Below are 25,569 nucleotides of genomic sequence, written 5' to 3'. Positions count from 1 at the left end.
TTTCACACCTCAATTTCCCTTTTTTTTGCGAGCTCAGCAGCGACATCGATAATCATATCCTCCTGACCACCTACTACTTTTTGTTTGCCTAATTCGATAAGGATATCGCGTGGATCAAGACCAAATTTCTTCCCCGCACGCTCTGCATGAAGCAGGAAGCTTGAGTACACCCCTGCATACCCTAACACTAAGCTCCCCTTTCGAATGTCCTGCGAGCCTGGCAAGAGAGGGCCTACAATATTTTCTGCGACATCCATCATTTTATATAAATCCATACCTACATCTATTCCCATGCGATCTAGCACAGCTAATAGCACTTCTGTCTGAGTATTCCCTGCACCTGCTCCTAAACAGCGCACACTCCCGTCAATACGAGTCGCTCCTTCCTCTATAGCAACGATTGTGTTCGCCACTGCCATAGATAAATTGTTATGAGCGTGGAATCCTACTTCTATTTGCAACGATTGTCGTAAAGCGCGCACACGCTCACGTACCTCATGCGGCAGCAATGCGCCTGCAGAATCTGTTATATAGACCGCTTCAGCACCGTAGCTTTCCATTTTCTTCGCTTGCTCCACTAACTTCTCCACAGGTGCAGAATGAGCCATCATTAAAAAACCTACTGTCTCCATTCCTAGCTCGCGTGCCTTGCTCATATGTTGAGCTGACACATCCGCCTCTGTAACATGTGTAGCAACACGCACTAAACGTGCACCTAAGTCATTTGCCTGCTTCAATTCGTGTACAGTACCAATCCCTGGTATTAACAGCACAGCAACTTTGGACTTAGTACAAGCATCAACAGCTGCTTCAATGAGCTTCATCTCATTGACGAGCGATTTGCCATACTGAAAAGTGGAGCCTCCAAGGCCATCTCCGTGACTTACTTCGATATAATGCATGCCTGCATCATCTAACCCTCTCACAACATCTCGTACTTGCTGCTCTGTAAATTGATGTGCCACGACATGACTGCCATCTCGGAGGCACACTTCTGTTAATCGAATTGGTTTATGAACTTGCGAATGCATGTATTCTGCCCCCTTTCTTAATGCGTCTCTAATGTCGTTTTTTCTAACATGGACCGTGCAAAATCTTCCGCCACTCGTGTCGCAGCAGCTGTCATAATATCTAAATTCCCTGCGTATGGAGGGAAATAATCTCCCGCACCTTCTACTTCTATTAAGATTGTTACACGGTTGCCTTCAAATAATGGCTCCTGTCTCAGACGATAGCCTGGCACATAGGCCTTCACTTTTTCTACCATTGTATAAATAGAATCGCGAATTTCCTCTTCTTTCATATGTTTCACTTCACAATAAATCGTGTCTCGCATAAGGATAGGTGGGTCTGCCGGATTTAAAATAATGAGCGCTTTGCCAGTATTTGCTCCACCTACTTCTTCAATGCCACGGCGCGTCGTAATTGTAAACTCGTCAATATTTTCCCTCGTCCCTGGACCAGCACTTAAGCTTGAAATCGTCGCTACAATTTCCCCATATAGTACATCTGCCACTTGGTTGACCGCATAGACGATTGGAATCGTCGCCTGGCCACCACACGTAATCATATTGACATTGTGTAAATCGAGTAAGTGTTCCGTAGTCCCCACTGCCGGACAAAAGAACGGTCCTCTTGCTGCTGGTGTTAAATCAATCGCTAAAATTCCTAGCTCCTTCAATACTTTGGCATGGCGGACGTGAGCTTTCGCTGATGTGGCGTCAAACACGATAGCTGCCATAGTAGGATTGGCAACGATCGCTTCGATGCCATTTGAATATGTTGCATACCCTTTCTCTGCTGCCCGCTTCAAACCTTCTGATTGTGAATCTATGCCAATCATCGCCACAACTTCAATTACTTCACTCCGCTCTAATTTATACAGCAAATCAGTGCCTATGTTTCCTGTGCCTAGTATAGCTGCTTTGATTTTGCCCATATCCTTCTCTCCTTTCAGCTATTCAAAGTGAACTGTTACTGTACCGATGCCCCCAAATTTTGCTTCAATACGATCACCAGCATTCACTGCCACTGCCGCAGATAAAGCGCCAGGTAAAATAAGCTCGCCCTTTTTAAGGGTAATGCCAAACTCATGTAATTTATTTGCCAACCAAGCAATAGCGTGTGCCGGGTGTCCCAGTGCAGCAGCCCCTGCCCCTGTCGCGTGTAGCTCCTCATTTTTGTAAAGTGCCATACTTGCTGTCCGTAAATCCACTTCATTTACCTTCTTCTTTTCATGCCCGACGATGACCTTTGCAGACGAGCCATTATCAGCTACTGTATCAATTAATTGAATGCGCCAATCCTCTACTCTGCTATCAATTACTTCAATTGTCGGCACGATATAGTCAGTAGCCATCATGACATCGAGAAAGGTTACATTCGGTCCTACTAGATCCTCTCCTAATACAAATCCAATCTCCGCCTCAATTTTTGGGGAGAGCATGCTAGACACTTTTACAATCGCTTCATCTCCAAACACCATATCATCTAATAAATGACCATAATCTGGCTCATCTACCTGGAGCATTTTTTGCATCGCTACGCTTGTTAAACCAACCTTTTTACCAACGATGTGTCGACCTTCGTCCAGCTTCTTTTTTACTATTTCAAGCTGTATTTCATAAGCATCCTTAATGGTTAAGCTTGCATCCGACTCTGTTAAAGGAATGATGCTTTGCATTGTTTTTTCAGCTGTCAGTAACTGTGTGGCATATTGCTTAATTTTCTCTGACACAACTATTCACTCTCCTTAGTAAAACAAACAAAAGGCGGTTGCTATCCCAGCTTTTGTTTGTTTATTCATTCCTTATTTTTTTACGGTAATTGTTTTTGTTTCACTATAGAACTCAAAGCTATGACGACCGCCTTCGCGCCCAATACCACTAGCTTTAGCTCCACCAAATGGAGTTCTCAAATCCCGCACATACCAGCAATTCACCCATAATAAGCCAGCATGAATTTGGGCTGTCACACGCTGTCCTCTCCGTAAATCATTCGTCCATACTACCCCTGCTAATCCATAAATAGAGTCGTTTGCTATCTGAATAGCTTCTTCTTCTGTTTTAAATGGAATAATGACAGGAACAGGACCAAATATTTCCTCTTGAGCAACGCGCATACTATTATGGACATCGTACAAAACAGTCGGCTCATAGAAGTTCCCTTCAGGTAGTGAAGCGACAGCCTTACCGCCATAAGCTAGTTTAGCCCCTTCAGCTAGACCAATTTTCACATAATCATCTACGAGCTTTAAATGCCCCTTAGAAACTAAAGCACCCATATCTGTTGTCATATCGAGCGGGTTTCCAACTTTAATTTGTTTCACAGCTGCCACGAATTTATCTAAAAATTGATCATAAATGCTTTCCTGCACTAAAATCCGGGAGCCTGCTAAGCAAATTTCTCCTTGATTGCGATAAATAGCTTCGATGGAGCCTGCTACTGCTTCTTCTAAATCAGCATCTTCAAACACAATATTAGCTGACTTCCCACCAAGCTCTAACGAAACTGGGATTAAATTTTGAGCAGCATTACGCATAACCGTTTTTCCTGTATTGGATTCACCCACAAAGGAGATTCTCCTCACAGCAGGGTTTGTTGCCATTTCTGTTCCTACAATACCACCTGGACCAGTCAAAATATTTAGCACACCTGGAGGTAATCCCGCCTCATTCGCTATTTCCCCAAGCATGATAGCACTTAGCGGTGTATAAGAAGCAGGCTTGATGACAACGGTATTACCTACAGCAAGAGCAGCAGATGCCTTCCACGTCATTTGCATAAACGGCAAGTTCCATGGAATAATTAAGCTTGTCACACCGACTGGGGCATATTGTACATATGAAAAATGCTTGCTTTGATCATAATGCTCGTGCGTCATATATTTCGCCATCTCAGCGAAGAAACGGAAGTTAGCAGCCGCTCGCGGAATATCAAATTCAAGACTTTCCCGTATTGGCTTACCTACGTCTAACGTTTCGACATAGGCAAGTTTTTCAACATTCTTCATTATTAAATCAGCCATGTTGCATAAAATCCGTGAGCGTTCCTCAACAGGCATATTGCTCCATACACCACTAGCAAATGTTTGATGTGCAACTTCTATTGCGCGCTTTGCATCCTCTTGTCCGCCATTTGCTACGGATGCTAATATGTCATTTGTAGCGGGATTAATCGTATCAAAAGTTTCACCTGATAAGGCGTCTACATACTGGCCACCAATGAATAGTTTGGCATCTTTTAAATATTTATCATCGATTACTTTTTCATTAATCAATGCCACTCCTCCTATTCTTCGATTTCAATAATCATCTCTATTTCGATTGCTGTATTATTAGGTAATTGAGCCATTCCAACAGCAGAGCGCCCGTGCTTACCTTTCTCTCCGAAAACCTTCCCAATTAAATCCGAAGCTCCGTTCATTACTTTAGGCTGCTCAATGAAATCCTCTGTGCAATTTACCATCCCTAATACTTTGACAAATTGCTTCACTTTACTTAATTCGCCTATTTCATGTTTCACTACACTGAGTAGGTTTAGCATCGATTGCTGTGCTGCTAAATAGCCTTCTTCTGTCGTCAAATCTCTCCCTAGCTTACCGTGGTACTGATCCACACCCTGTCCTGCGGTAAATAACAGATTGCCCGTCCTTACACAACCTACATAGTCTCCCCAAGCAGGACGTAAAGGTGGTAATTCAAGTCCTAACTGTGCAAGTCTTTCCTCTGGTGTCATGATTTGATCTCTTCCTTTATCTCGATATTTAAAAAGGCTAAAGCATTTCTCCCTAAAATAGCCCTTCTTTGTTCTTCTGAAAGATGGAGTGTCTCATCCACTATTTTCCCCGGTGGGATTTCCCTTAATAAGAAGGGATAGTCTGAGCCCATCACAATTTTGTCTACTCCAAATCGATCGATTAAATATTGAAGATTGAGTGGATCATAATTTAAAGAATCGAAATAGAAATTTTTTGCATAATAACTCGGTGGTTTACTCGTTAAGCGTAGATGCGGCCATACATTCCACCCTTGATCTAAGCGAGGTAAAATATAAGGAAAAGAGCCGCCACCGTGTGCAAAACACACTTTAAGTTTCGGGAATTTTTCGATAACTCCGCCGTTAATAAGACTAGCAGCAGCAAGCGCAGTTTCACTTGGCATCCCTACCGTATACATAAAATTATGGCGCGGCATTCGGTCTTTCCCAAGCGTTTCCCACGGATGAATAAATAAAGGCACTTCCCATTTCTCCGCCATTTCGAAAAATGCTGTAAAAGCTGGGTCGTCTAAATTTTTGCCATTTACATTCGTCCCGATTTCAATGCCTTTAAGTCCTAGTTCATGTATGCAACGATCCATTTCACGAATAGCTACCTCTACATCTTGGAGTGGCACTGTGCCAAGACCGATGAATCGCTTCGGATATTGCTTCACCGTATTCGCAATAAAGTCGTTTTGAATACGAGCCATTTCCTCTGCCGCATGTGCCTCCGCCCAATAAGAAAACGTCACAGGAATCGGGGACAATACTTGTATATCCACCCCTTCAGCATCCATATCCTGAATGCGTTTTTCCGGGCTCCATACTTGGTCTGTCACTTCTCTAAACACTTGACCAGCTACCATAATATTCGCACCACATGTACATGTTTTTTCTAATGTCGGCCAGCGCTCTCCGCCAAACTTTTCCACAAAGTTAGGTATATCTTCTGGAATAATATGCGTATGGAAATCTACTCGCATTGCCATAAACTCACTTCTTCAGACATTACATGACCGCAATTTTTACATGTGCGCAGCTCTAAACTACCATTGAATTCTTCGATTGCACCTTTCACTTGCGTTTCGATATCTGTTAATTGCACCGTCTTTTTGTGCATTTGTTGGTCGCAGTTTTCACAGAACCATACGAAGTCCTCTAGCTCTCCCTCTGCCCGCTTCCTTTCTACGACAAGTCCATATGTGTCGGCAATGCGATGAGGCGAGTGCGGCACATTCGCTGGTAGCATGAACACTTCCCCTTCTTTAATTGTAATGACTTCACGTTGTCCTTCATTAATTATCTCAACGAAGCAATCGCCTTTAATTTGATAAAAGAACTCATCAGATGGATCGACATGGAAATCTCGACGGCGATTAGGTCCGCCTAAAATCATACAAATAAACTCCGAATCCTCCCACAGCACTTTATTGTTAACAGGTGGCTTTAAAGAATCCTTATTTTCTTCGATCCATTTTAATAGATTAAAAGCTTGTAATTTTGCCATACGAAACCCACTCCTCTAAAATTTTATATTTTTGTTTTTTTATGGATTTTAATACCGTACTGAAATTGCTTATCGACTTCAGGTTACCCTGATTGCCTACAGCTAAATAATCCCGCTTCCCGAGCTCTCTGTAGTATCTTCTACAATAACCGAAGATTTCGTGTTCGCCTTCTTCCAGAAGAAGTAACAAGTTGTAATAAAGATTAACCAAGGGAACCCGAGTGTTAATGTGGCTTTAAAGTCTGGTGAGAACCATGTTGATAGTACAACAGACGCTAACAGAACTGCACCGAAAATGGTTAAGTACGGATAACCAATCATTCTTACCGGTAACTTGCGCCCGTTCGTTTCATTCCATTTTTTACGGAAGAACAGATGTGTTATAAAAATCATAAACCAAGCAAACATCGCACCAAAGCTAGAAAGCGAAATCATCGTTGCAAAAGCCGCATCCGGTTTGACTACTGTAAAAATCGTCGCGATGGCGATACCGATAACAGAAGCAAATAACGCAATGGAAGGTACATTTTTGCTATTTAATTTACCTAATACTTTCGGCGCGTAGCCACCTCTTGATAAAGAAAACATCATACGTGTCGAAATATATAATTGACTATTCATCGCAGAAAGCGCTGCTACAAGTACGACGAAATTCATAATAGCTGCTGCTCCTGGGATATTCATAATTTCCATTACTTTTACGAATGGACTTTTATCGATGCCTGCCATCCCCCATGGCACAATCATCAGCATTAAAGATAGTGTTAATAAGTAAAACAGCACAAGTCGAACAACCGCTGAACGAAGCGCAATCGGCACTGCTTTTTCTGGATCCTTAGCTTCACCAGCACTAACTGCAATCATTTCAATACTTAAATAACTGAACAATGATACAAATATAGCAATCCACATGCCCCATACCCCATTAGGGAAGAAACCACCGTCATTTGTATAATTTTGAGTACCAATAGCTGCGCCACTATCCGCGCCAACAATGACATATACTGCTAGAATAATAAATCCAATAATCGCAGCTATTTTAATGAGTGAAAACCAATATTCAACAGCACCAAATAATTTGACCGTTGTTGCGTTCACATACATAAGCACTGCTGCAAACAAGACTATCCAAACGATGGCAGGCACGGTTGGAAACCAATACTTCATATAAACGGCTACAGCTGTAACCTCCGTCCCGATTGCACATACTAAACTAAACCAATATGAATAGCGTACCGAAAAGCCAGCCCACGGATTAATATACTTCTCTGCATAGGCACCAAACGACCCTGTCACTGGATGAGCTACAGTCATTTCTGCTAAGCAGCCCATAAGTAATAATGCAATTAATGCACCGATTGCATAGCTAATAATGACACTCGGTCCTGCCAAGCCAATCGCCAAGCCACTTCCTAAAAATAACCCGGTCCCGATTGCTCCCCCAATGGCAATCATCGTCAGCTGACGTGTTGTTAAGCTCTGACTTAATCCCTTTTCTCTTTCAACGATATCTTGCAAACCATTGTCTTGTGACATACATTTTCCCCCTTTGATATTGTCGTTTAAGATACTACATTTCTTTCCATCCCATACTTTTCATATTGCTTTTCTGTCACGATTTCCTTTAATATTTGGACGGTTTTCCACACCTCCTCGAAGGATGTATAAAAGGCGATTGGTGCGAGACGAATAATGTTAGGCGGTCTAAAGTCTGGAATGACGCCCTTATCAACTAAAGCTTTGCAAATTCGAATCGCCTCATCATGCTCTAAGCAAACATGCCCCCCTCGTCTATCATCTTCATTTGGATTGCCAATTGAAAAACCAAGCTCAGTTAGCTCTTGCTCGATTAAGTCCATCATATAACGTGTAAGCTTTAATGATTTTTGACGAATATTTTCGATACCCGCCTCCGCAAACATTTCTAATGAGCCGATAATAGGGGCTAAGCTCAGCACGTGCGGTGTACCCATTTGAAATGCCCCTGCAGATTCTTCCACATCCAATGTATGTGCCATATCAAACTGTTTATCTTTTTTGGAGCTGTACCAGCCAGCTAAGCCAGGATGAATGCCGAAATGTTTTTTATTCACATACAAGCCAGCGACTGAACCAGGACCACCGTTGAGATACTTATAGTTACACCATATAGCAAAATCAACATCCCACTCACTGAAGTAATGCGGAATTGCCCCAATGGAATGACAAGCATCAAAGCCAATGCAAATGCCTCTCGCGTGTGCTTCGGCAGTTAAGCGTTTTATATCTAGTAGCTGACCACTTCTGTAAAGGACAGTTGGCAGCATTATGAGCGCTATGTCATCTGTCATCGCTGCGATAATGTCCTCTTCTAAAATTAGCTTGCCATCACGACTTTTCACACGTACTAAATGCTCATCTGGATCATAGCCTTTTAACTTTATTTGACTCTGTAGCGCATAAATATCTGATGGGAATGTTAATTCATCCGCTAAAATTTTTGTACGTCGCCCTTCTGGTTTATAAAATGTTGCGACAGTTTGATGAATATTGGAAGTCGTAGAACCAGCAATAATGACTTCGTTTTTCTCTGCTCCGATTAACGGGGCACACATTTCACCGAGCTTCTCTGAAATGAAAAACCATGGATACTTACCACTTGTCCACCCTTTAATCCCGTATGCTTTCCACGACTCCATTAATTCATGGACATTTCCCTCGGCTCTTTTGGACATTAAGCCTAAGGAATTGCCATCCATGTAAATAACACCTGATTGTAAATAAAATTCATCGCGATATGATCGAAATGAATCATGCGCATCAAATTGTTTTGCATGCTCTTTGTTGTAAACGCTTTCTCTAGTTCCCAAAATTTTTTCCCCCATTTTTTAAATTTTCTGAATATGTTCATAGTCTAAAATAAAGTTGACATAGTGTCAATATTATTTTTACCAAATTTTTTCAACGTCATTTGTAAAAATATTTCAAATGGGCTATGATTAAATGAAATAAATCATTGGATTATCAAGCAATAGCACGCTTATTATAAATAAAAACAAGTCATATATAGGAGGTCATTTAATGAGTGAAGAAACGAAGCAAATCGACGGCAGAAATATGCGCTCCATCGCAACGAAACAAAAATTATTGGATGCCGCGCGTGACTTATTCTACGAATTTGGCTTTAAAAAAACGACTATTACTCAAATTATTAAGAGAGCAGAAACTGGTTATGGCACGGCTTATGTACACTTCAAAGGAAAAGACGAGATTTTAATCGCACTCATGGAAACAGTCATGCAAGAATTTCTTGATATGGCCCACACCCCTTTCTTACCTACTAGCAAAGAAGAAGCAAAAGAGCTTGTCCTAAATCAAGTCACTGCTTTTTTAACGATGGCAAAATCCAATAAAGATATTATGAAAGTATTCGCAGAAGCTATTAGCCTTTCCCCGGCCGTGAATGAAAAGTGGGACGACATACGAAAAACGAACATTCATTTTATTATCCGCGATATTACATATGCACAGAGTCAAGGCTTAGTTCGGTCAGATTTAAAAATCGATATCGTCGCACGCTCATGGTTTTTAATCAATGAAAACCACCAATGGGACCTCGTGCGTGATGATACGTCCGCGTCTATTGAAGATATCGCTTGGACAATTACAACAATGTATATCGATGGGTTATACAAATAAAAAACCAGATCAAGAACTGACCTAGTCATTTGAGACACATAGAAAACACCCCCATTAGGCTGCTTACTTCCCAAATTCTTGGGTAGTTAAGTAGCCTAATTTTTCTTGTATTTGTTCTTCATTCTATTCTCTCTAAGATTACTTTTCGTTCAACTCCTTTGCGATTTAACTTCTGTAGACTTTCGCCATAGAAAAACACCTCCCAAATGATTTACATATAGCAAGCCACTTAAGAGGTGTTTTATATTGTCTAATGATTAGGTTAGTCCATAGGAGATTCATCTTAATCTGTTTTTGAGATTTAATTTTAGCGTATAGGTAGGATAGAAGACTCAAATTTTAGAAAGTCTAAATATTAAGAAAATACAAGTTGACATCATGTCATATATAATTGTAGTATTTATTTAGTTCCGGAACAACTAAATTTCACAATGTTTCAGCTTCAAAATTTGTCACCTATACAATCTACATGTCTTTAGTAAAATGCTTTTACGCTTTAAAAAATTCATAGATTTCTAGGGGGATTGCGTTGATGAAAAAAATGAAGTTACAACCTTTTCTGAGTAGTTTAGCGTTTACCTTTCTTATGATGGGCATTATTTTCTTCTTGTCTTTAGGCACTGTCTTAGCGAACGATGAAGCGAAAAAAGAAGAAAAGCAGGAAGCACCGCGCACAGGTCTGAATAAATTTGCACCTGATGCACCGCTACCAAAGGAAAATGAAGGCACAACAAAGCTTTTACCAGGTGAACCAAAAGAGCCCGCGCCTGGCAGCTGGGGCTATAATGCGAAGACTGGGATTTTCACTCACCCAGCCGCAACACCGGATAATGAAGGTCCACAACCATTTGAAGGGAGTTTGCCTTATCTAGATCAAAATCAATATACAAAAAATATGAATGTAGAAGCATTCTATCCATACGTTATTGGTTGGGGGCATAGCTGGCAAGCTACATTCGATTTAGACGGTCGTCGCTATTTATACGATCTTGAAACAGATATGTACAATGTATTCGATATTACAGATCCTAAAAATGCCAAGCGTATCGCCAATAAATTAATTGACACAGATAAGGGAGACAAACGCTTCGGTCCAATGACAGTAAAATACAATAAAAAGTTGGACAAAACAATTGCCGTTCAATGTTACGAAGTACCTCGTTATGGTGTTTTATCGAATAAGTATGAATACCCTGAGCAAGTAAAGGCTATTAAAAACAAAGAAATGCTGCGTGGATTCCGCATTTTCGAAGTTACAAGCCCATTATTTTCAGAATGGAATGTGCTATCTGAAACACCTTTAGATGCGAATGCCAATGCAAGTGACCCTGTACAACAAGGCTCTGGTTGTCAAGACGTACCTGTCTATGATGGTGGCGATTATTTATTTGTTGCAGGTGCACCTGATGATTCCTTCGCCAATACAGAGTATAAAAGTTATTTATACTCAGGCGCACAAATGGCCTTTGATATTTCAGACCCATCTAATCCGAAACGTCTTTCAACTTGGTGGGTGCCAGGTCAACGTGTAGGAGAAGAAGAAGACTATAACAAAAACCCCCGCGCTGGCAACAAAACGACATGGATGGGCGCTCGTATGCCACTATTCATTCCGACACCTGTAGAAAAGGGTGGTAAGTACGGCTATGCAGCAATGGGTGGCTTTGGGTTTTATATTGTCGATATATCTGATCCGGCAAATATGAAAACGGTTTCACATCTTGAGATGCCAATGAGTGTGAGCGGTACTGAAGGGGATAATATTGACGTTTCCAAAGTCGAAAGCACAGGCATTGTTTACTATAGCGGCTATCCACTTAGCGAAGATTGCCATGAGCCTTATAAGGAAATTTACGCAATCGACGTCAACGATCCGCTTAAGCCTAAAATCATTAGTACATTAAAACGTCCGACACCACCAGAATCAGCACCATTCACAGACTTTTGCCAACGTCGCGGCAGCTTTGGACCGAAGCGTAGTGGCTATGCAACCATTAATCCAGGTGTGCCGAGCGACCAATATATCCCTTACGCCTTCTACAACGCGGGTGTCCAAATTTTTGACGTAACCAACCCAACAGAATCAACAATCGAAGCATACTTTGTGCCGAAGATGTCTGGAGAAATTCCAAATGAAGATGGTACAACTACGACAAGCGATCATTCTAATCCCGTACACGGCATTTTCGTCGAATGGGACCGAAATTTAATTTGGGCATTTTCAAACCATGGTATGTATGTCCTATCAACACCTTTACTCGGTGACCCGGTCATCGGTTTACCGAAGCCCGTAGAAGAGATAAAAACAAATACAAAAAGTAAAAAGTAAATTTTAAAAACCGAACGACTATTGAAAAGTCGTTCGGATTTTTTAGTTTTTGTCACTTATCCATAGATTACATAGACGTTATTGCTTTATTTGTTGATGCTTCAAATGTAAAAATATGAAACGTCAAATATTTTATTGCTTTGCTGGAACAAACCCGTTTTCCACTGCCTCTTCCTCCGTACAGAACATTTCTTCTGCTACTGTATTGTCATAATCACGTTGACCAGGCATGTGGTATATTTTATTTCCTTTCGCATTAATATTTCCTTTAATGACACAACTATTATTCGCCTTCGTCGATTCGCCATTATTTGTTGCAGCATCATCTTGCTGATCTTTTGTTGCTGCATAATAGGCTTCTTTATCAAAACCGCGATTTGTTACATAGTCCTCCACAGACCAGATCCCAATGGCTGACTGTTGGGCGGTTTTTTGAATGGATTTAAACCAATCGACATGCTTCGTATTTGGAGCATATATATAAGCCACACGTGCCAAGCCATTTTTCAATAACTGTTCTTGAACACTAATGCCATCTTTCGTATAAATATAGGCTAGTAATCTTTTATATTTATCTCGATAGGATACATCGAATTCTAAATAAACCGTATCTTGACCAGCTAATAACTGCTTTGTAAATTCTTTCGCCTCAGGTCCGTACGGTTGCACGCCTAATGTTTCATGATTTGTTTCAGGCGTATCCACAAGTAAAAAACGAACTTTTTCAGAGCTGCCATTATATTTAATTCTTATCGTATCGCCGTCAATAACACTTTCGAGCTCAAATTCTTCAAATTTACTGACATCATGCTTTTCAGCAGTATCCTTTGTTGCAGTGACAATCTCCTGTATATCTTCAGTTTTTATACTATCGGTGCTCGATTCTTCTTCCGTACATCCACTCATAAGCACTGTTAAGAAGAACAATGCAAAAAATAACTTTTTCAAATCTATATCCTACTTTCTTCTATTTTCCCCATAACAAAAATCCTCAGTTCGATCACAAACTGAAGATGGCCAAATTTATCTAAATATTAAATACAACACAACTGCAAATATAATCGTTCCGCTAGTAATTAACGTCTTAATATCTTTGTCACTCATTTTTAGTACCTCTCTTCTTACCTTCATTATATATTTACTACTATTATCAATAAAGTCGTCGAATAGCACAATGATTTTGATTTGTTTTCTTCTGCTAAATTTGTTAAGGAAACTAACAGTAATACTTCTTTGCTCTCCTTCAGTCGACCGATTTCCCCAGTGCTTTCTAATGCTAGACAATCGTAAGCTATACCCTAACAAAAATCAACTTCCTATGCAAAAAAAAGACTGTAGATAAACTCGGTAATATTCGAGTTTATCTACAGTCTAGGCCTGCTCACAATAATGGAGAGGACCATGGCATTGTTGTGCTATTAAATATTAAATTTCATTATGTGGTTTTGGTTTTGGACCAAGTTCTTCTGGTTCAATATCTGCAAATGTTTCGCCTTCTTCTTCTAAATCGCGCATGCGGTGTGCGATACGCGACGCCGCTGAGGCTGCGATACTGCCAACTAAATCATCTAAAAATGTATTAACATGATGGCCAGGTTCTGTGTCGAGTTTTTTTATGATACCAATTTTTTGCTTATCTAAATGTCCAAATGTTGTAACAGCAATACTTCCATATGTAAACACAGAACCTAGTGCGATTGTTTCATCTACTCCGAATAAGCCTTCATCGGATTCAATAATTTGTTGAAGAGGTGATGATAAAAGCCCTTTTTCAGCTAATTCATCTAGCTCTATGCCTACTAATACTGCATGCTGGACTTCACGTTTACGTAATACCCGTTCAACCGAATGAATACAATGCTCTAAAGTTAAACCATCATTGTAGGATTTTTGCATTTCATAAACTATTTCAGCAATGTCCTCTAACTCTACACCACGACGAATGAGTGCAGCTTGAGCTGCTTTCGCCACTTCTTCTGAATGTACACGAATACTTTTATCATGCATAACGAACCCTCATTTCAGTTTAATTGCTAGCATAACGCTAACCCAACCTATTATACCTTTACTTTCGTAATATGGTACAATTTTGTTACAAACACATGAAGGAGTGTCATCATTGGATAAGGGAACTGTACAAGATTTAAAGTTTTTTAGTGAAGCGTTACAGGAGGAATTGGATCTATATATTTATATTCCTGCTAACTATTCTCCACTATACAAATATAACATTTTAATCGCTTCAGACGGTAAGGATTATTTCCAACTCGGAGGTATGACAAAACTAGCCGATGAACTTATCGATGACTATGAAATCGAGAATTTAATCATTGCATTTGTACCATATAAAAATATTCAAGATCGCCGAACTAAATATATTCCGAGCGGCGAGCAACATGAGGCGTATCTGCGCTTTTTAGCCCATGAACTTGTACCTTATTTAGATGCCGAGTATGCAACATATCAAATGGGCATGAGTCGTGCAGTTATTGGTGACTCTATGGCTGCAACCGCTTCCTTAATGGCTGCGTTAAAGTATCCAAGCATCTTTGGTAAAGTAATTTTACAATCACCTTATGTTGATGAAGATGTACTTAAAACTGTTGAACAATTTAAAGATCCAGGAGCCATTTCCATTTATCATATCGTTGGAAAAAATGAAGATAAGGTCGTGACAATGGATAAAACGATTAAAGATTTTTTAACGCCTAATCGCCAATTGCATAATCTTATGTTAAGCAAAGGCTTTTCTACATTTTATGAAGAGTTTGAGGGGAATCATACATGGAAATATTGGAAACCTGATTTAAGACGTGCATTAATTGAAAATTTCAATTAATGTTGGGCGATTCAAATTACGTATTTTGAATTTTCTGTTATACTTAAATAGAAAAATTGTTTATTTACGGGAGGTAATGGACTATGAAGTACGGAATTGTAGCTTTTCCATCAAAAAAATTGCAAGATTTAGCGAACACGTATCGCAAACGGTATGATCCTCATTATGCAAAGATTACACCGCATATGACGTTAAAAGACAGTTTTGATGCAACGGAAGAGGATATTCAAGCCATCGTGAAGCAATTGGATGACATCGCTTCCCAACATGCACCTTTAGAGATTCATGCATCACGCATTAGTTCGTTTTTCCCAACAACCAATGCAATTTATTTCCGCATTGAACCAACGGAACAATTACAGGCATTCCATCGTGTGCTCGAAGAAAAAATTCCTTTTGGGGATTCGAAGCATGTTTTCGTACCACATATTACAATTGGACAGAAAATGACTGACTCAGAGCATGATGATATTTTTGGACAGCTCCGCATGACGGGCGTTGATGAAAAGGATAGTATCGATCGCATTCATCTTTTATATCAATTGGAAGATGGGTCATGGACAACATATGAAACATTCCGATTGACTGGAGCTGAATAACTTTTGTTTAACGTGAAGATAGTGGAATCAGAGAAAGAACATGCTGATGCATTTGCTGTTCGTAAAAAAGTATTTGTCGAGGAACAAGGTGTTCCGCTGCATTTAGAATGTGATGCATATGATGCAACTGCAACACATTTCATTATGTATGAAGACAATGAACCTGCTGGTGCTGCTCGTCTCCGTACCATTGAAGATCATACCGCGAAAATTGAACGTGTATGTATTTTACAAAATCAGCGAGGCAAAAAATTAGGTGCTTTAATAATGAAGGAAATGGAAAACTATGCGGTTTCGATTGGCCTACAAAAATTAAAGCTTCATGCGCAAAGCCATGCAGTTCCTTTTTACGAAAAGCTAGGTTTTACGGTAACCTCTCCAGAATTTATGGATGCTGGCATACCGCATCGAGCAATGGAAAAAAATATTTAATAATAGGTGTTACGATATGCAGGAAGCATAGTCGTAACACCTTTTTTATGTTTTTGAAGATAGTTCTCTATTGCAAGCTTGTTATCACACCAAAATAGGTATGCATTAAACATTAGCACTTAGCCCTATTTCATCATTTTAGCAAGCTTTTCGAAATCTAGTGAAGCGCCATCTTGGATAATAGAGTTTACTATTTTATCTTCAAGCTCTTGTGTGATTTGTCTATTAGACACCTTGCCTACACGACGTACTATTTTTCTTACTTGTTTCTCATTGGTGAAATCAGCATGTTGAATTGCATTAGCTAATGCAAAGATTTCATCCATTGATACGCCTGTCTTTTGTTCAATCGAATTAAAAAACGAGCGATGCATGTTCCCCCTCCTATCAATTCCACCTCAACATGATTGTCTTTTGACAACTGTTGGAGGCTTTAACTTCATCAGTAAGCTATTTATAGACTTACAGAAAAAGCTAAAGCCTAATAATTTAAATTTCTAATAGCTAGAATATTAATTTACGAAAGTAGCGCCAACAATAATTAGAAGAATGAATAGGACAACAATTAAGACAAATGTTGAGCCATAGCCATAGTTGTTGTTATTACCTCCGCAATAATTATTGTTCCAACTATTCATACCATAAGGTTGTGCACACCAGCCCTGATATCCCATAAAAGCACCCCTCCCTTCTACAACCTATAATATGTAAAGTTGTAGAACAGAGAGGGGTATTCGTCTAGTCAATATTTCCTTTTGGTTTAAAAATTAATGCACCGATAAAGCCAAACACTATAGCAGCACTAATTCCAGAGCTTGTGACTTCAAACATGCCGGTTAACACGCCAACTAATCCATGTTTTTCTGCCTCTGCCATTGCGCCATGTGTTAAAGAGTTACCAAATGATGTAATCGGTACAGTAGCGCCTGCCCCTGCAAAATGGATGAGCGGTTCATACAAACCCATGCCATCTAAAATAGCACCAACAACAACTAACGTACTTAATGTATGGGCAGGTGTTAATTTACCAACATCCATTAATAATTGACCGATAACACAAAATAGACCTCCTACAATAAATGCAAATACAAATGTCATAACCATGCTGTTGCCTCATTTCATTGTAATTTCTATCGCATGTGCCGTACATGGAATCGTTTCTTTCTGTTGGAAAGAAAGTGGCGATAGCAGTGCGCCTGTCGCCACTAGAAGCACCCGTTTATATGACCCTGCTCGGATTTCTTGCATGACATAACTATAAAAAACAGCCGCTGAACAGCCTGCACCACTTGCTCCAGATTGAAATGCTTCATCCTGACCATAAAATTCGGCTCCAGCATCACGTAAAAACGTTAACTCCTCATTTTTTATGCCACTTTCAACAAACATGCCTTTCAGAAGTTTTAAGCCAAGTTGGCCTAAATCACCCGTTAAAATTAGATCATAATGATATAGTTCTTGCTTACGCTCCTCCAAATGAGACTTAATCGTTTGAAAGGCCGCAGGTGCCATGGCAGCTCCCATATGAAAAGGATCATCCATGCCATAATCAATCACCTTACCAATCGTTGCCGCTTCAATAGAAGGGGCATCTTCACGGTGCTTGCCAATAAGCGCATAGCCAGCAGCAGTGACCGTCCACTGTGCCGTTTGCGGTTTTTGTGCCCCATAATTGATTGGATAGCGAAATTGGCGCTCCACCGCATTATGTTGACTTGAGGCACCGGCAATCGAAAAATTGGCTGCGCCAAGCTCTGTTAAAAGGCTTGCCACGATAACCGCTGACACCGAGGTAGCACAAGCGGAAAACATGCCGATAAATGGGATGGCTAATTCTCTTGCAGCAAAATTTGTAGGTGTCATTTGATTGACTAAGTCGCCACCTAATAAAAAATCCACTTCTTTCGTAGTAATGCCACCTTTTTTCATAGCAATTTCACAAGCTTCTTCAATCATTTTGCGATGACCTTGTTCATTTGTATCCATTTGCCAACGTTCATCATCGTAGACCGTATCAAAATATTGCTTGAACGTACTCCGCTCTTCTAGTGGTCCTGCCACAACGCCGCCCGCTAACAACGATGGTTTTGATGGAAAAATAATTACCACGAAGCCACCCCTAACGTCACAAGAATATATTTAATAAGTGCTACAAAAAATGCAGATACTACGCCAAATAACACAACAGAGCCAGCCAATTTGAATAAGTTACCGCCAACACCCAGTACTAGACCTTCCGATTTATGTTCAATTGCTGCTGAAATTACAGCATTACCAAAACCTGTTACGGGCACTGCCGAACCAGCTCCTGCAAATTGACCAATTCGTTTATACAAACCAAAGCCTGTTAAAATCATGGCGAAAAAGACCATTGTAGCAACCGTTGGATTCCCAGCAGTTGCTTCTGTAAAGTTAAAGAAAACAATATAAAAAAGAGATACTGCCTGTCCGATTGTACAAATAAGACCTCCGACCAAAAATGCTTTAGCGGCATTTTTTAAGTAGGGTGGCTTCGGTGTTATATTTTGCTCTAACTGTTGATATTGCTCTTTTTCCATTATGTTTCCTCCTTTGCAAGCTTTTGTAGCTCTGTAATTTTATCGCTTAGCTTATTATCTTCAAGTTGATTCTTTTTTATTTTATTTGCTTCATAAAAAATTTTATAATCAGCTGATACGAAGACTTCTTTGTCAGGGTATTTTTCATCAAACTTTTTTTGCAGTTTTTCCTCTATTTTAGTCTTATTCCATTTTTTCAATGGTTTAATTTGCACAGCGACAAGCATTTTATCGTCATATTGAATAACCGTTGATTTTTCAACAGCTTTTTCTTCTTTTATTACCGCTTCCAACTCTGCTTCATTTTGTGGGGAACCATAGACAATAAATTTTTCTTTTTCTTTTTCTGTGCATCCAATCAGCAATGTTATACAAACTAATAGAGGCAACATCATTCTTAATAACCTCAATTGTTTACCCTCCTTTTCTTCACAGTTTCTCCACACAGAAAAAAACTATTCATTCGAATAAGTAAACGAAAGCCCGAGTCCATCTTTCAAAAGTACATATTGTAGAAGTAGTTAGAAGGAAAGGAGGTGACAATATGGGTTGTGGTAAACCAACAAATCCTATTGGACCTATCCATTCAGCAGGCTGCGTTTGTGACGTAGTGCGTGCTATTTTAGATATTCAAAATCAAGCGGTGCGCGATGAGTGTTCCCCATGTACAGCAAACTGTTTCTTAGAACCACTAGGCGGGATCGTTAGTCCTGCACGCTCAGCAGCAGATACACGTGTATTCATGTTAATTACTAAAGACGGTACACCATTTAAAGCATTCTTCAGCTCTCCATCAGCAGATCCATGTAAATGTACATCAGTATTTTTCCGTGTCGAAGATATGTTTGATGAATGCTGTGCTACTTTACGTGTTTTAGAACCTTTATGCACTTATGATTCTACTGAAAGCACAGTAGACTTATTAAGTCGTGACGGCTGTTGCGTCAACATGAAGAAAATTTGTAAAGTAGATGATTGGAACAGTACTGATAGCTGTATCACTGTGGATCTATCTTGTTTCTGCGCTGTACAATGTATCGCTGATGTTGACTTAGGGATTTGTAATTAAGTCTTTCTCCTTTGACACACTACACATAAAAAAAAGTGTACAGCATCCTCTGCTGTACACTTTTTTTATAACGTTGGCAATTGTCTTCCGCGCCATAATATTTCTTTAATATCCTCAAAGTAAATAATTTCTTGTGTATTCAATTCCTTAGACGTCAACAACAGAGAATCCATTTGCATATCGGAAGCAGTTCCACTTATTCTTCTGCCATCTTTTAAACTGATTAATAATGGCTGATATGCTTTTTGACGAAATGGTTTTTCTAAAAACTGCAACTGTTTAAAGATATATTCATCTACCTCTTGTTCAATTGGGATAGGTACCGTTTCTTCTATACTTTCCTCATCTTCTTCAAACTGATCCTTTACATAGACAGACGTACTTTCATCTAATTCAAGTTCATGTAGCATTTTAGAAATGTTTAAGAAATAAGTTGGTGATTTTATATATAGGCGTGGCTCTTTCTCCACAATTATCACTTCCCTTTTTTCCCTACAATATGCAAAAGTGAAGCAATTGGTTCTTAGCCTATTTGACTTAAAAACATTGTCGCTAGTCCTAAATAAATTAAAATACTCGTAATATCATTTAATGTCGTAATAAATGGCCCTGATGCTACAGCTGGATCAATTTTCATGCGATGCATCAATAATGGAATGAAAGAGCCAGCAAGTGTTGCCACTAAAATCGAACCGCAAATCGCTGCCCCTACAAGCATGCCTAAAATCAATTCATGTTTCCATATATAAACAATACCAATAACGATAATGCCACAGACAATACCAGTCAAAATTCCAGTTCCGGCTTCACGTAGTAATAGCTTCATCTTGCTATGTTCTTCAACATCGCCTGTAGCAATACCACGAATGGCAACCGCCAATGCTTGTGTTCCACTATTCCCCGACGTACCAGAAATCAGTGGAATAAAGACTGCTAATAATGCCACTTTATCTAACGTATCTTCAAACTGCCCCATTAAGTTTGCTGTTAACATGCCTAAAAATAATAAAACAACTAGCCATGGTAAACGTTTTTTTGCTGCTTGCCAAGGATTCGTATCAAATTTATCCATATCTGAAATACCCGCTAATTTAGAGTAATCTTCAGATGCTTCTTCATCGATGACATCGATAATATCATCGACTGTAATAATCCCTAACAGCTCACCTTTATCATCAATAACAGGGGTTGCCAAGAAATTATAATCTTTCATAATTTGCGCTACTTCCTCTTGGTCATCGCCAGCATGGACCATGACTACACGTTCATTCATAATTGCGCGAATAAGTGTATCTTCATCCGCAATAATTAAATCACGTAGAGAAATAACACCTGTTAGTCGATGGGCTTCATCCACAACAAATATATAGTAAATTGTTTCAGCATCCGGTGCTTCTTTACGTAAGATTGCCATTGCCGAACGCACTGTAGAGTTTTCAGGAATAGCGACATATTCAGTCGTCATAATCGAACCAGCTGTATATTCATCATAGCTTAAAAGCTCATTAATCTCGCCAGCCGTTTCTTCATCCATCATGCCTAAATAGCTTTCTCGTTGCTTTGTATCCAGCTCATTTAAGACGTCTGCAGCATCATCGGCGTACATATGGGACAACATTTCCGCACCATATGCCGGGTCCATCTCAGCTAAATAGGCTTTATATTCATCATCATCTATTTCAATTGCCTCAAAAATATCTGCCATTTCCGTCGGAGACAAGTACGAATAGATGATCTTCCTTATATCAGGTTCCACCTTTTCATAAAACGTTGCCTGATCATATGGATGAAGTTCTAAAAACTCATCACGGAATGCGCTAATATCATTGCTTTCGAGCATTCCACGTAAATGTGCTTCGTCGAATTGCACATCATCCTTTTCATTTCTTTCCTCTATCATGCTTGTCCCCTCCTTCCGAGCGTTGAAATTACTTTACGTCCATTTGACGTAAATCTACCTTTTATATAATAGTGTGCATGTACTGTTTGTGCAAACTCTTTTTTTCAGTCCATGCAACTTTCTACTTAACTATACCCTACTATTGCTTATTTTGCCGTTAACATGCTAGTAAGATCATTTTTTTTTAATAAAAATGATAAGGAGATGCCCGATTTTAGCGAACACCTCCTCAATTATTTAATATTTGCTGCATATCGTCCTTTAACGAACTAGTAAAATACATGATGTCTTTTGTCAGTGGATGTTGTAAAGACAGCGATACGCAATGGAGTGCTTGGCGATTAATATGTTTGCGACTCCCTCCATATAAATCATCACCTATTAGTGGATGTCCTACATAGCTCATATGCACACGAATCTGATGTGTTCGTCCTGTATGCAACTTTAAGCGAATATGCGTCATCGGCTCCCCTTCAACAGCAAAACGCTTTAATACCGTTACGTCCGTATGTGCATATTGGCCATCCTCCCGCACTTCCCGCTCAATAATGCTGGAATCTTTTCTTCCAATGGGTGCGATGATCGACTGCCAATCCTCCGCTAAATGCCCATGTACGATTGCTTCATATTCACGTGATACGTTACCGAGACGTTGGGCTAGACCCATTAAATGATGAATATGCGCATGCTTTGCAATGCATAACAAGCCGGATGTGTCACGATCAAGTCTCGTCACAACATGAACGGTAGAAGCTAAACCTTGTTGTTCAAAGTAGCCACAAACATCATTGGCAATACTTTTCGTTGGATGCTCACGAGATGGAATTGTACTTTGATGTGCTGGTTTATCAAGCACTAATAAAGCCTCGTCCTCGTAAATAACGGAAAGCTTACCATATTCAATTGTGAGGCCTTCACTTTTCTCCTCTGGTGGAAACTTTACTTCTACTTGATCTCCTATATGAAGGGGGTAGCGTACATTTTGTTCAAGTCCATTGACCGTCAGCAAGCCCCCCTCAAACTTAATAGCTGTTAAGGCACGTTTAGAGATTTGCCATTGTGCTAATGCTTCTCGTAACAATTGGCCATCCTTGTCAGCTAAAAACTTCAATGTAAAACGTGTGTCCATATTATTCATTTGCCACGAATGACTCATGCACACGTTCCCAAAACGGAAAAGGTCTAAAGCGTGCAAAGCGAACTCTTTCATTGGCTACATTAAAAGCGATAGATTTTACATCGCCTTGCGTCACTTGAATATGATCTACTGTCATATTGAAGTTTTGATCATTAACTGGACGTAAAACACAGTGATGATGTGCTGGTAAAATTAACGGTGAACCAACCGTACGGAAGACGCGATTATTAATCGATGCAATTTCAGTAATCTGAAGTGCCGCTAATGTTGGATGAATAATCGCCCCTCCTAATGCTTTGTTGTAGGCTGTGCTGCCCGAAGGTGTCGAAACACAAAGCCCGTCACCACGGAAACGTTCAAACTGATTGCCATTTAACTCTACATCCATTACGAGGGTAACATCAGGCGATTTCACAGTCGTTTCGTTTAACGCCAAATAAGTGTTAGATTCTGCATTATGATGCTCTACTTTCACTTCTAGCAATGGATACTCCACAACATTAAAATCTTTCTTGGCAATAGATAACACCAATTTCTCTAATTCCGAAGGCTTCCAATCCGCGTAAAACCCTAAATGACCTGTGTGAATACCGACAAATGCCACTTGATCTAGCAAATGTGAGTAGCGATGAAAAGCATGTAATAGCGTGCCGTCACCACCGATGGACACGACAATTTCAGGTGTTTCTTCATCATAAGTTAAACCAAAATCTTGCAAATATGTTTTTGCTAGCTCCATTAATTCATTTGATTGTGCATCTCTACGTGATTGAATGGAAAACTTCATTGTGAGTCACGCTCCTTCTCTGATAGTAAACTAGGATTCGATGCCTCTTTATACTCACTAAAATAGGCCTGCGCTTCTTGAATTTCACTACGGATGGACGACATCTCTTCATCTAACCGGAATGCTGCCTCTGCGGCACTTTGCAGACGATTTTTTATTTCCTCTGGAAACATGCCCTTATATTTATAATTTAGTGAATGTTCTATTGATGCCCAAAAATTCATAGCTAATGTACGAATTTGAATCTCTGCTAGCACTACCTTTTTTCCTTGAATGGTTTCAACGGGGTATTCTACAATCATATGATAAGAACGGTAACCGCTTGGTTTATTATGCGTAATATAATCGCGTTCTTCTACTACGCGCATATCTTTACGCTGTCGAATGAGCTCTGTCACCGTCGAAATATCATCTACAAATTGGCACATAATACGAACACCTGCAATATCGCCAAGTTCATCGCCAAGTTGCTTTGAAGGTTCAAAGGCTAGTCCTTTTTCTAATGTTTTATCGTAAATGCTTGCCAGTGGCTTTACACGTCCTGTTACAAATTCAATTGGTGAATTTGCATTGACAATGCCAAACTGAGAACGCATCCCTTTTAATTTTATTTTTAACTCATCTACTGCTTGTTTATAAGGACTTAAAAAAATCTCCCATTGTCCCATCGCTAAAACCTCCCGACATTCGGTATCGAACAAAAGCAACACCGTCTGTTCGTTTTGTCTTTTTATTCAGCGAGAACTGCCTTGAAGTGTTGTTCCACTGCTTGAACAAATTCTGCTCCATAATTGTAATTTCCTTCAATATTATACACGAGCATTTCCAATTCTTCGTAAAAATTTGTAAGTTCGACTACTTCCTCGTTTATTTTTAACATTGGGTTTTGTTTAGCTTGTAAAATATGTACAAGATGTTCCCAACTAGTCACTGGAAAACGCAAGTAATGGTAGTCCTCTCCTGCATCAAGTAAATAAATAAAAGCAAAATCATCCGAGTCTGCAATTAATTGCGCAGCAGGTTTTAACTGTAAATTTTTATTATTGTCGTTTAAACTAAAATGAAGTTGCTGGTTTTCAAAATAAAATGAATCGATTGTATATATTTTACGCACACGTGGGTCCCCTTTTCGTCGTTCTCTTCCTCTTATTTTATCATATGGGGTAAATAGTTGCAGTTGTATTTACAAAACAACGAGCAATCATCGGCTAAAAAATCCATCATGCTTCACAGTCATTCCATCCAGTTTTTATCAACCCTGTTTGAAATGGCCCATTGAAACCAAGCCCATACTTAACATGCATCCTCGCTCAAAAAAAGCGCAGGAACTACTGTGACAAAAAAAACAATACTCCAAAGGGTGATCATACATGGCACAACAGCTTGAAATAGAATTTAAAAATGTTTTAACAAAATCACAATATGAGCAACTGCTCCATGATTTTAAAATCCAAGAAAATGCTATTCATCGTCAAATAAATCATTATTTCGATACACCAACGAATGCTATTCGAAAATTACAAAGTGGACTACGTATCCGTATAATAGACAACTATTATGAATGTACGTTAAAAGAAAAGTCCTCCAAGCATGCCCATTTAGAGACGACTGATGAATTGACTGCCGAACAGGCTGAAAAAATGCTTGCAGGACAAGGCTTTTATGCACCAGAAGTGGCAAAAAGACTCGCGCTACACCATATTCCATTAGAGCAGCTGGCAGTGTTCGGTTCCTTAACAACAGATCGTGTCGAAATTCCTTATAAAGAGGGACTTCTCGTATTTGATCATTCTTTCTATTTGCAGTGTGACGATTATGAGGTAGAATATGAATCAAAAGATGAAATAAAAGGAAATGCAATCTTCGACGAATTTCTACAGCAATATGGTATTAAAAAACAAATTGCTGAAAAAAAAATCGCCCGTTTTATGAAGGCACTCCAAACATCAAAACAACAATAATTATAGCTATA

The 25,569-nt window shown here is 39.6% G+C and carries 30 protein-coding genes; 7 read left to right on the top strand and 23 right to left on the bottom strand.

From position 1 onward, the window contains the following. Positions 1-2: 2 nt before the first annotated feature. The 9 genes from dmpG to kynU all read right to left on the bottom strand — a co-directional run bounded on the left by dmpG (position 3) and on the right by kynU (position 9,117). A complete protein-coding gene (dmpG, locus tag ACKVEV_RS20720) occupies positions 3-1,031 on the bottom strand; it encodes a 4-hydroxy-2-oxovalerate aldolase (protein WP_409368094.1) in 1,029 nt (342 codons plus the stop codon). 17 nt (positions 1,032-1,048) lie between these two features. Next, positions 1,049-1,939, bottom strand: coding sequence for an acetaldehyde dehydrogenase (acetylating) (locus ACKVEV_RS20715; protein WP_409368092.1), 891 nt, complete (start codon positions 1,937-1,939; stop codon positions 1,049-1,051). Positions 1,940-1,957: 18 nt separating this feature from the next. Next, positions 1,958-2,683 (bottom strand): 2-keto-4-pentenoate hydratase, encoded by a 726-nt coding sequence (locus ACKVEV_RS20710; RefSeq protein WP_409370599.1) that lies wholly within the window; start codon positions 2,681-2,683, stop codon positions 1,958-1,960. Positions 2,684-2,809: 126 nt separating this feature from the next. After that, the gene (locus tag ACKVEV_RS20705) at positions 2,810-4,279 is read right to left on the bottom strand and encodes an aldehyde dehydrogenase (RefSeq protein ID WP_409368090.1); all 1,470 of its coding nucleotides are present in this window, start codon (positions 4,277-4,279) and stop codon (positions 2,810-2,812) included. Between the two features lie 11 nt (positions 4,280-4,290). Further along, positions 4,291-4,737: a RidA family protein gene (locus tag ACKVEV_RS20700; protein ID WP_139859705.1), complete on the bottom strand. Its 447-nt coding sequence runs from the start codon at positions 4,735-4,737 to the stop codon at positions 4,291-4,293. After that, positions 4,734-5,750, bottom strand: a complete 1,017-nt coding sequence (locus tag ACKVEV_RS20695) for an amidohydrolase family protein (protein WP_409368089.1) — start codon at positions 5,748-5,750, stop codon at positions 4,734-4,736. Before ACKVEV_RS20695 ends, ACKVEV_RS20700 begins: the two co-directional genes overlap by 4 nt. Further along, on the bottom strand, positions 5,735-6,268 hold the full coding sequence (locus ACKVEV_RS20690; RefSeq protein ID WP_409368088.1) for a 3-hydroxyanthranilate 3,4-dioxygenase: 534 nt from the start codon (positions 6,266-6,268) through the stop codon (positions 5,735-5,737). Before ACKVEV_RS20690 ends, ACKVEV_RS20695 begins: the two co-directional genes overlap by 16 nt. Before the next feature lie 102 nt (positions 6,269-6,370). Then, the gene (locus ACKVEV_RS20685; protein ID WP_409368087.1) at positions 6,371-7,804 is read right to left on the bottom strand and encodes an amino acid permease; all 1,434 of its coding nucleotides are present in this window, start codon (positions 7,802-7,804) and stop codon (positions 6,371-6,373) included. 26 nt (positions 7,805-7,830) lie between these two features. Further along, positions 7,831-9,117, bottom strand: a complete 1,287-nt coding sequence (gene kynU, locus ACKVEV_RS20680; protein WP_409368086.1) for a kynureninase — start codon at positions 9,115-9,117, stop codon at positions 7,831-7,833. Positions 9,118-9,328: 211 nt separating this feature from the next. Between kynU and ACKVEV_RS20675 the strand changes: the two genes are divergently transcribed. Both ACKVEV_RS20675 and ACKVEV_RS20670 read left to right on the top strand, forming a co-directional pair. Continuing rightward, a complete protein-coding gene (locus ACKVEV_RS20675; RefSeq protein ID WP_409368085.1) occupies positions 9,329-9,946 on the top strand; it encodes a TetR/AcrR family transcriptional regulator in 618 nt (205 codons plus the stop codon). 532 nt (positions 9,947-10,478) lie between these two features. Further along, positions 10,479-12,275: an LVIVD repeat-containing protein gene (locus tag ACKVEV_RS20670; RefSeq protein WP_409368084.1), complete on the top strand. Its 1,797-nt coding sequence runs from the start codon at positions 10,479-10,481 to the stop codon at positions 12,273-12,275. Positions 12,276-12,407: 132 nt separating this feature from the next. Here the strand turns inward: ACKVEV_RS20670 and ACKVEV_RS20665 are convergent, their stop codons facing one another. Together ACKVEV_RS20665 and ACKVEV_RS20660 are read right to left on the bottom strand one after the other, a co-directional pair. Further along, positions 12,408-13,223, bottom strand: a complete 816-nt coding sequence (locus tag ACKVEV_RS20665; RefSeq protein WP_409368083.1) for a thermonuclease family protein — start codon at positions 13,221-13,223, stop codon at positions 12,408-12,410. A gap of 477 nt (positions 13,224-13,700) precedes the next feature. Further along, the gene (locus ACKVEV_RS20660; RefSeq protein WP_402925447.1) at positions 13,701-14,282 is read right to left on the bottom strand and encodes a phosphatidylglycerophosphatase A; all 582 of its coding nucleotides are present in this window, start codon (positions 14,280-14,282) and stop codon (positions 13,701-13,703) included. 112 nt (positions 14,283-14,394) lie between these two features. On the opposite strand from ACKVEV_RS20660, the gene ACKVEV_RS20655 reads away from it, so the two are divergent. The 3 genes from ACKVEV_RS20655 to ACKVEV_RS20645 all read left to right on the top strand — a co-directional run bounded on the left by ACKVEV_RS20655 (position 14,395) and on the right by ACKVEV_RS20645 (position 16,145). Further along, a complete protein-coding gene (locus tag ACKVEV_RS20655; RefSeq protein WP_409368082.1) occupies positions 14,395-15,114 on the top strand; it encodes an alpha/beta hydrolase in 720 nt (239 codons plus the stop codon). A gap of 83 nt (positions 15,115-15,197) precedes the next feature. Next, on the top strand, positions 15,198-15,713 hold the full coding sequence (locus ACKVEV_RS20650; RefSeq protein WP_409368081.1) for a YjcG family protein: 516 nt from the start codon (positions 15,198-15,200) through the stop codon (positions 15,711-15,713). Between the two features lie 3 nt (positions 15,714-15,716). Next, complete coding sequence (locus ACKVEV_RS20645; RefSeq protein WP_409368080.1) at positions 15,717-16,145, top strand: GNAT family N-acetyltransferase; 429 nt, start codon at positions 15,717-15,719, stop codon at positions 16,143-16,145. Positions 16,146-16,270: 125 nt separating this feature from the next. Here the strand turns inward: ACKVEV_RS20645 and ACKVEV_RS20640 are convergent, their stop codons facing one another. From ACKVEV_RS20640 to ACKVEV_RS20615, 6 genes are all read right to left on the bottom strand, one after another. Continuing rightward, positions 16,271-16,519, bottom strand: a complete 249-nt coding sequence (locus ACKVEV_RS20640) for a stage VI sporulation protein F (protein WP_173478067.1) — start codon at positions 16,517-16,519, stop codon at positions 16,271-16,273. Positions 16,520-16,657: 138 nt separating this feature from the next. After that, positions 16,658-16,783, bottom strand: a complete 126-nt coding sequence (locus ACKVEV_RS20635; protein WP_402925773.1) for a YjcZ family sporulation protein — start codon at positions 16,781-16,783, stop codon at positions 16,658-16,660. A 100-nt stretch (positions 16,784-16,883) separates the two neighbouring features. Continuing rightward, on the bottom strand, positions 16,884-17,243 hold the full coding sequence (gene spoVAE, locus ACKVEV_RS20630) for a stage V sporulation protein AE (protein ID WP_402925775.1): 360 nt from the start codon (positions 17,241-17,243) through the stop codon (positions 16,884-16,886). Positions 17,244-17,258: 15 nt separating this feature from the next. Beyond that, positions 17,259-18,254, bottom strand: a complete 996-nt coding sequence (locus ACKVEV_RS20625; RefSeq protein ID WP_409368079.1) for a stage V sporulation protein AD — start codon at positions 18,252-18,254, stop codon at positions 17,259-17,261. Then, positions 18,248-18,703: a stage V sporulation protein AC gene (gene spoVAC, locus ACKVEV_RS20620; protein ID WP_409368078.1), complete on the bottom strand. Its 456-nt coding sequence runs from the start codon at positions 18,701-18,703 to the stop codon at positions 18,248-18,250. The genes ACKVEV_RS20625 and spoVAC overlap by 7 nt, the downstream gene beginning before the upstream one ends. After that, positions 18,703-19,113, bottom strand: coding sequence for a hypothetical protein (locus ACKVEV_RS20615; protein ID WP_409368077.1), 411 nt, complete (start codon positions 19,111-19,113; stop codon positions 18,703-18,705). The genes spoVAC and ACKVEV_RS20615 overlap by 1 nt, the downstream gene beginning before the upstream one ends. Before the next feature lie 134 nt (positions 19,114-19,247). Between ACKVEV_RS20615 and ACKVEV_RS20610 the strand changes: the two genes are divergently transcribed. Then, complete coding sequence (locus tag ACKVEV_RS20610) at positions 19,248-19,772, top strand: CotY/CotZ family spore coat protein (RefSeq protein ID WP_069510557.1); 525 nt, start codon at positions 19,248-19,250, stop codon at positions 19,770-19,772. Positions 19,773-19,837: 65 nt separating this feature from the next. On the opposite strand, the gene ACKVEV_RS20605 is transcribed toward ACKVEV_RS20610, so the two are convergent. The 6 genes from ACKVEV_RS20605 to ACKVEV_RS20580 all read right to left on the bottom strand — a co-directional run bounded on the left by ACKVEV_RS20605 (position 19,838) and on the right by ACKVEV_RS20580 (position 24,711). Beyond that, positions 19,838-20,242, bottom strand: coding sequence for a hypothetical protein (locus tag ACKVEV_RS20605; RefSeq protein WP_409368076.1), 405 nt, complete (start codon positions 20,240-20,242; stop codon positions 19,838-19,840). Between the two features lie 53 nt (positions 20,243-20,295). Continuing rightward, the gene (gene mgtE, locus ACKVEV_RS20600; RefSeq protein WP_409368075.1) at positions 20,296-21,672 is read right to left on the bottom strand and encodes a magnesium transporter; all 1,377 of its coding nucleotides are present in this window, start codon (positions 21,670-21,672) and stop codon (positions 20,296-20,298) included. A gap of 229 nt (positions 21,673-21,901) precedes the next feature. Beyond that, positions 21,902-22,828 (bottom strand): RluA family pseudouridine synthase, encoded by a 927-nt coding sequence (locus tag ACKVEV_RS20595; protein WP_409368074.1) that lies wholly within the window; start codon positions 22,826-22,828, stop codon positions 21,902-21,904. Next, on the bottom strand, positions 22,803-23,597 hold the full coding sequence (locus ACKVEV_RS20590) for an NAD kinase (protein ID WP_409368073.1): 795 nt from the start codon (positions 23,595-23,597) through the stop codon (positions 22,803-22,805). The genes ACKVEV_RS20595 and ACKVEV_RS20590 overlap by 26 nt, the downstream gene beginning before the upstream one ends. After that, positions 23,594-24,265 (bottom strand): GTP pyrophosphokinase family protein, encoded by a 672-nt coding sequence (locus tag ACKVEV_RS20585; protein ID WP_402925471.1) that lies wholly within the window; start codon positions 24,263-24,265, stop codon positions 23,594-23,596. The genes ACKVEV_RS20590 and ACKVEV_RS20585 overlap by 4 nt, the downstream gene beginning before the upstream one ends. A gap of 62 nt (positions 24,266-24,327) precedes the next feature. Next, the gene (locus tag ACKVEV_RS20580; RefSeq protein ID WP_409368072.1) at positions 24,328-24,711 is read right to left on the bottom strand and encodes a hypothetical protein; all 384 of its coding nucleotides are present in this window, start codon (positions 24,709-24,711) and stop codon (positions 24,328-24,330) included. Between the two features lie 256 nt (positions 24,712-24,967). On the opposite strand from ACKVEV_RS20580, the gene ACKVEV_RS20575 reads away from it, so the two are divergent. After that, on the top strand, positions 24,968-25,558 hold the full coding sequence (locus ACKVEV_RS20575; RefSeq protein WP_409368071.1) for a CYTH domain-containing protein: 591 nt from the start codon (positions 24,968-24,970) through the stop codon (positions 25,556-25,558). The last annotated feature ends 11 nt before the right edge of the window (positions 25,559-25,569 follow it).

Source organism: Lysinibacillus sp. 38-6, from assembly GCF_046245175.1.
Classification (GTDB): Bacteria; Bacillota; Bacilli; order Bacillales_A; family Planococcaceae; genus Lysinibacillus.
The sequence above is the reverse complement of the archived record's forward strand: the minus strand, read 5'-3'. Positions and strand labels throughout refer to the sequence as shown.

What these genes read in the sequence shown, in the direction of transcription:
- dmpG (WP_409368094.1), bottom strand. Translation starts at nt 1,031, where the DNA reads ATGCATTCGCAAGTTCATAAACCAATTCGATTAACAGAAGTGTGCCTC.
- ACKVEV_RS20715 (WP_409368092.1), bottom strand. Translation starts at nt 1,939, where the DNA reads ATGGGCAAAATCAAAGCAGCTATACTAGGCACAGGAAACATAGGCACT.
- ACKVEV_RS20710 (WP_409370599.1), bottom strand. Translation starts at nt 2,683, where the DNA reads ATGCAAAGCATCATTCCTTTAACAGAGTCGGATGCAAGCTTAACCATT.
- ACKVEV_RS20700 (WP_139859705.1), bottom strand. Translation starts at nt 4,737, where the DNA reads ATGACACCAGAGGAAAGACTTGCACAGTTAGGACTTGAATTACCACCT.
- ACKVEV_RS20695 (WP_409368089.1), bottom strand. Translation starts at nt 5,750, where the DNA reads ATGGCAATGCGAGTAGATTTCCATACGCATATTATTCCAGAAGATATA.
- ACKVEV_RS20690 (WP_409368088.1), bottom strand. Translation starts at nt 6,268, where the DNA reads ATGGCAAAATTACAAGCTTTTAATCTATTAAAATGGATCGAAGAAAAT.
- ACKVEV_RS20685 (WP_409368087.1), bottom strand. Translation starts at nt 7,804, where the DNA reads ATGTCACAAGACAATGGTTTGCAAGATATCGTTGAAAGAGAAAAGGGA.
- ACKVEV_RS20675 (WP_409368085.1), top strand. Translation starts at nt 9,329, where the DNA reads ATGAGTGAAGAAACGAAGCAAATCGACGGCAGAAATATGCGCTCCATC.
- ACKVEV_RS20670 (WP_409368084.1), top strand. Translation starts at nt 10,479, where the DNA reads ATGAAAAAAATGAAGTTACAACCTTTTCTGAGTAGTTTAGCGTTTACC.
- ACKVEV_RS20660 (WP_402925447.1), bottom strand. Translation starts at nt 14,282, where the DNA reads ATGCATGATAAAAGTATTCGTGTACATTCAGAAGAAGTGGCGAAAGCA.
- ACKVEV_RS20650 (WP_409368081.1), top strand. Translation starts at nt 15,198, where the DNA reads ATGAAGTACGGAATTGTAGCTTTTCCATCAAAAAAATTGCAAGATTTA.
- ACKVEV_RS20640 (WP_173478067.1), bottom strand. Translation starts at nt 16,519, where the DNA reads ATGCATCGCTCGTTTTTTAATTCGATTGAACAAAAGACAGGCGTATCA.
- ACKVEV_RS20635 (WP_402925773.1), bottom strand. Translation starts at nt 16,783, where the DNA reads ATGAATAGTTGGAACAATAATTATTGCGGAGGTAATAACAACAACTAT.
- spoVAE (WP_402925775.1), bottom strand. Translation starts at nt 17,243, where the DNA reads ATGACATTTGTATTTGCATTTATTGTAGGAGGTCTATTTTGTGTTATC.
- spoVAC (WP_409368078.1), bottom strand. Translation starts at nt 18,703, where the DNA reads ATGGAAAAAGAGCAATATCAACAGTTAGAGCAAAATATAACACCGAAG.
- ACKVEV_RS20610 (WP_069510557.1), top strand. Translation starts at nt 19,248, where the DNA reads ATGGGTTGTGGTAAACCAACAAATCCTATTGGACCTATCCATTCAGCA.
- mgtE (WP_409368075.1), bottom strand. Translation starts at nt 21,672, where the DNA reads ATGATAGAGGAAAGAAATGAAAAGGATGATGTGCAATTCGACGAAGCA.
- ACKVEV_RS20595 (WP_409368074.1), bottom strand. Translation starts at nt 22,828, where the DNA reads ATGAGTCATTCGTGGCAAATGAATAATATGGACACACGTTTTACATTG.
- ACKVEV_RS20590 (WP_409368073.1), bottom strand. Translation starts at nt 23,597, where the DNA reads ATGAAGTTTTCCATTCAATCACGTAGAGATGCACAATCAAATGAATTA.
- ACKVEV_RS20585 (WP_402925471.1), bottom strand. Translation starts at nt 24,265, where the DNA reads ATGGGACAATGGGAGATTTTTTTAAGTCCTTATAAACAAGCAGTAGAT.
- ACKVEV_RS20575 (WP_409368071.1), top strand. Translation starts at nt 24,968, where the DNA reads ATGGCACAACAGCTTGAAATAGAATTTAAAAATGTTTTAACAAAATCA.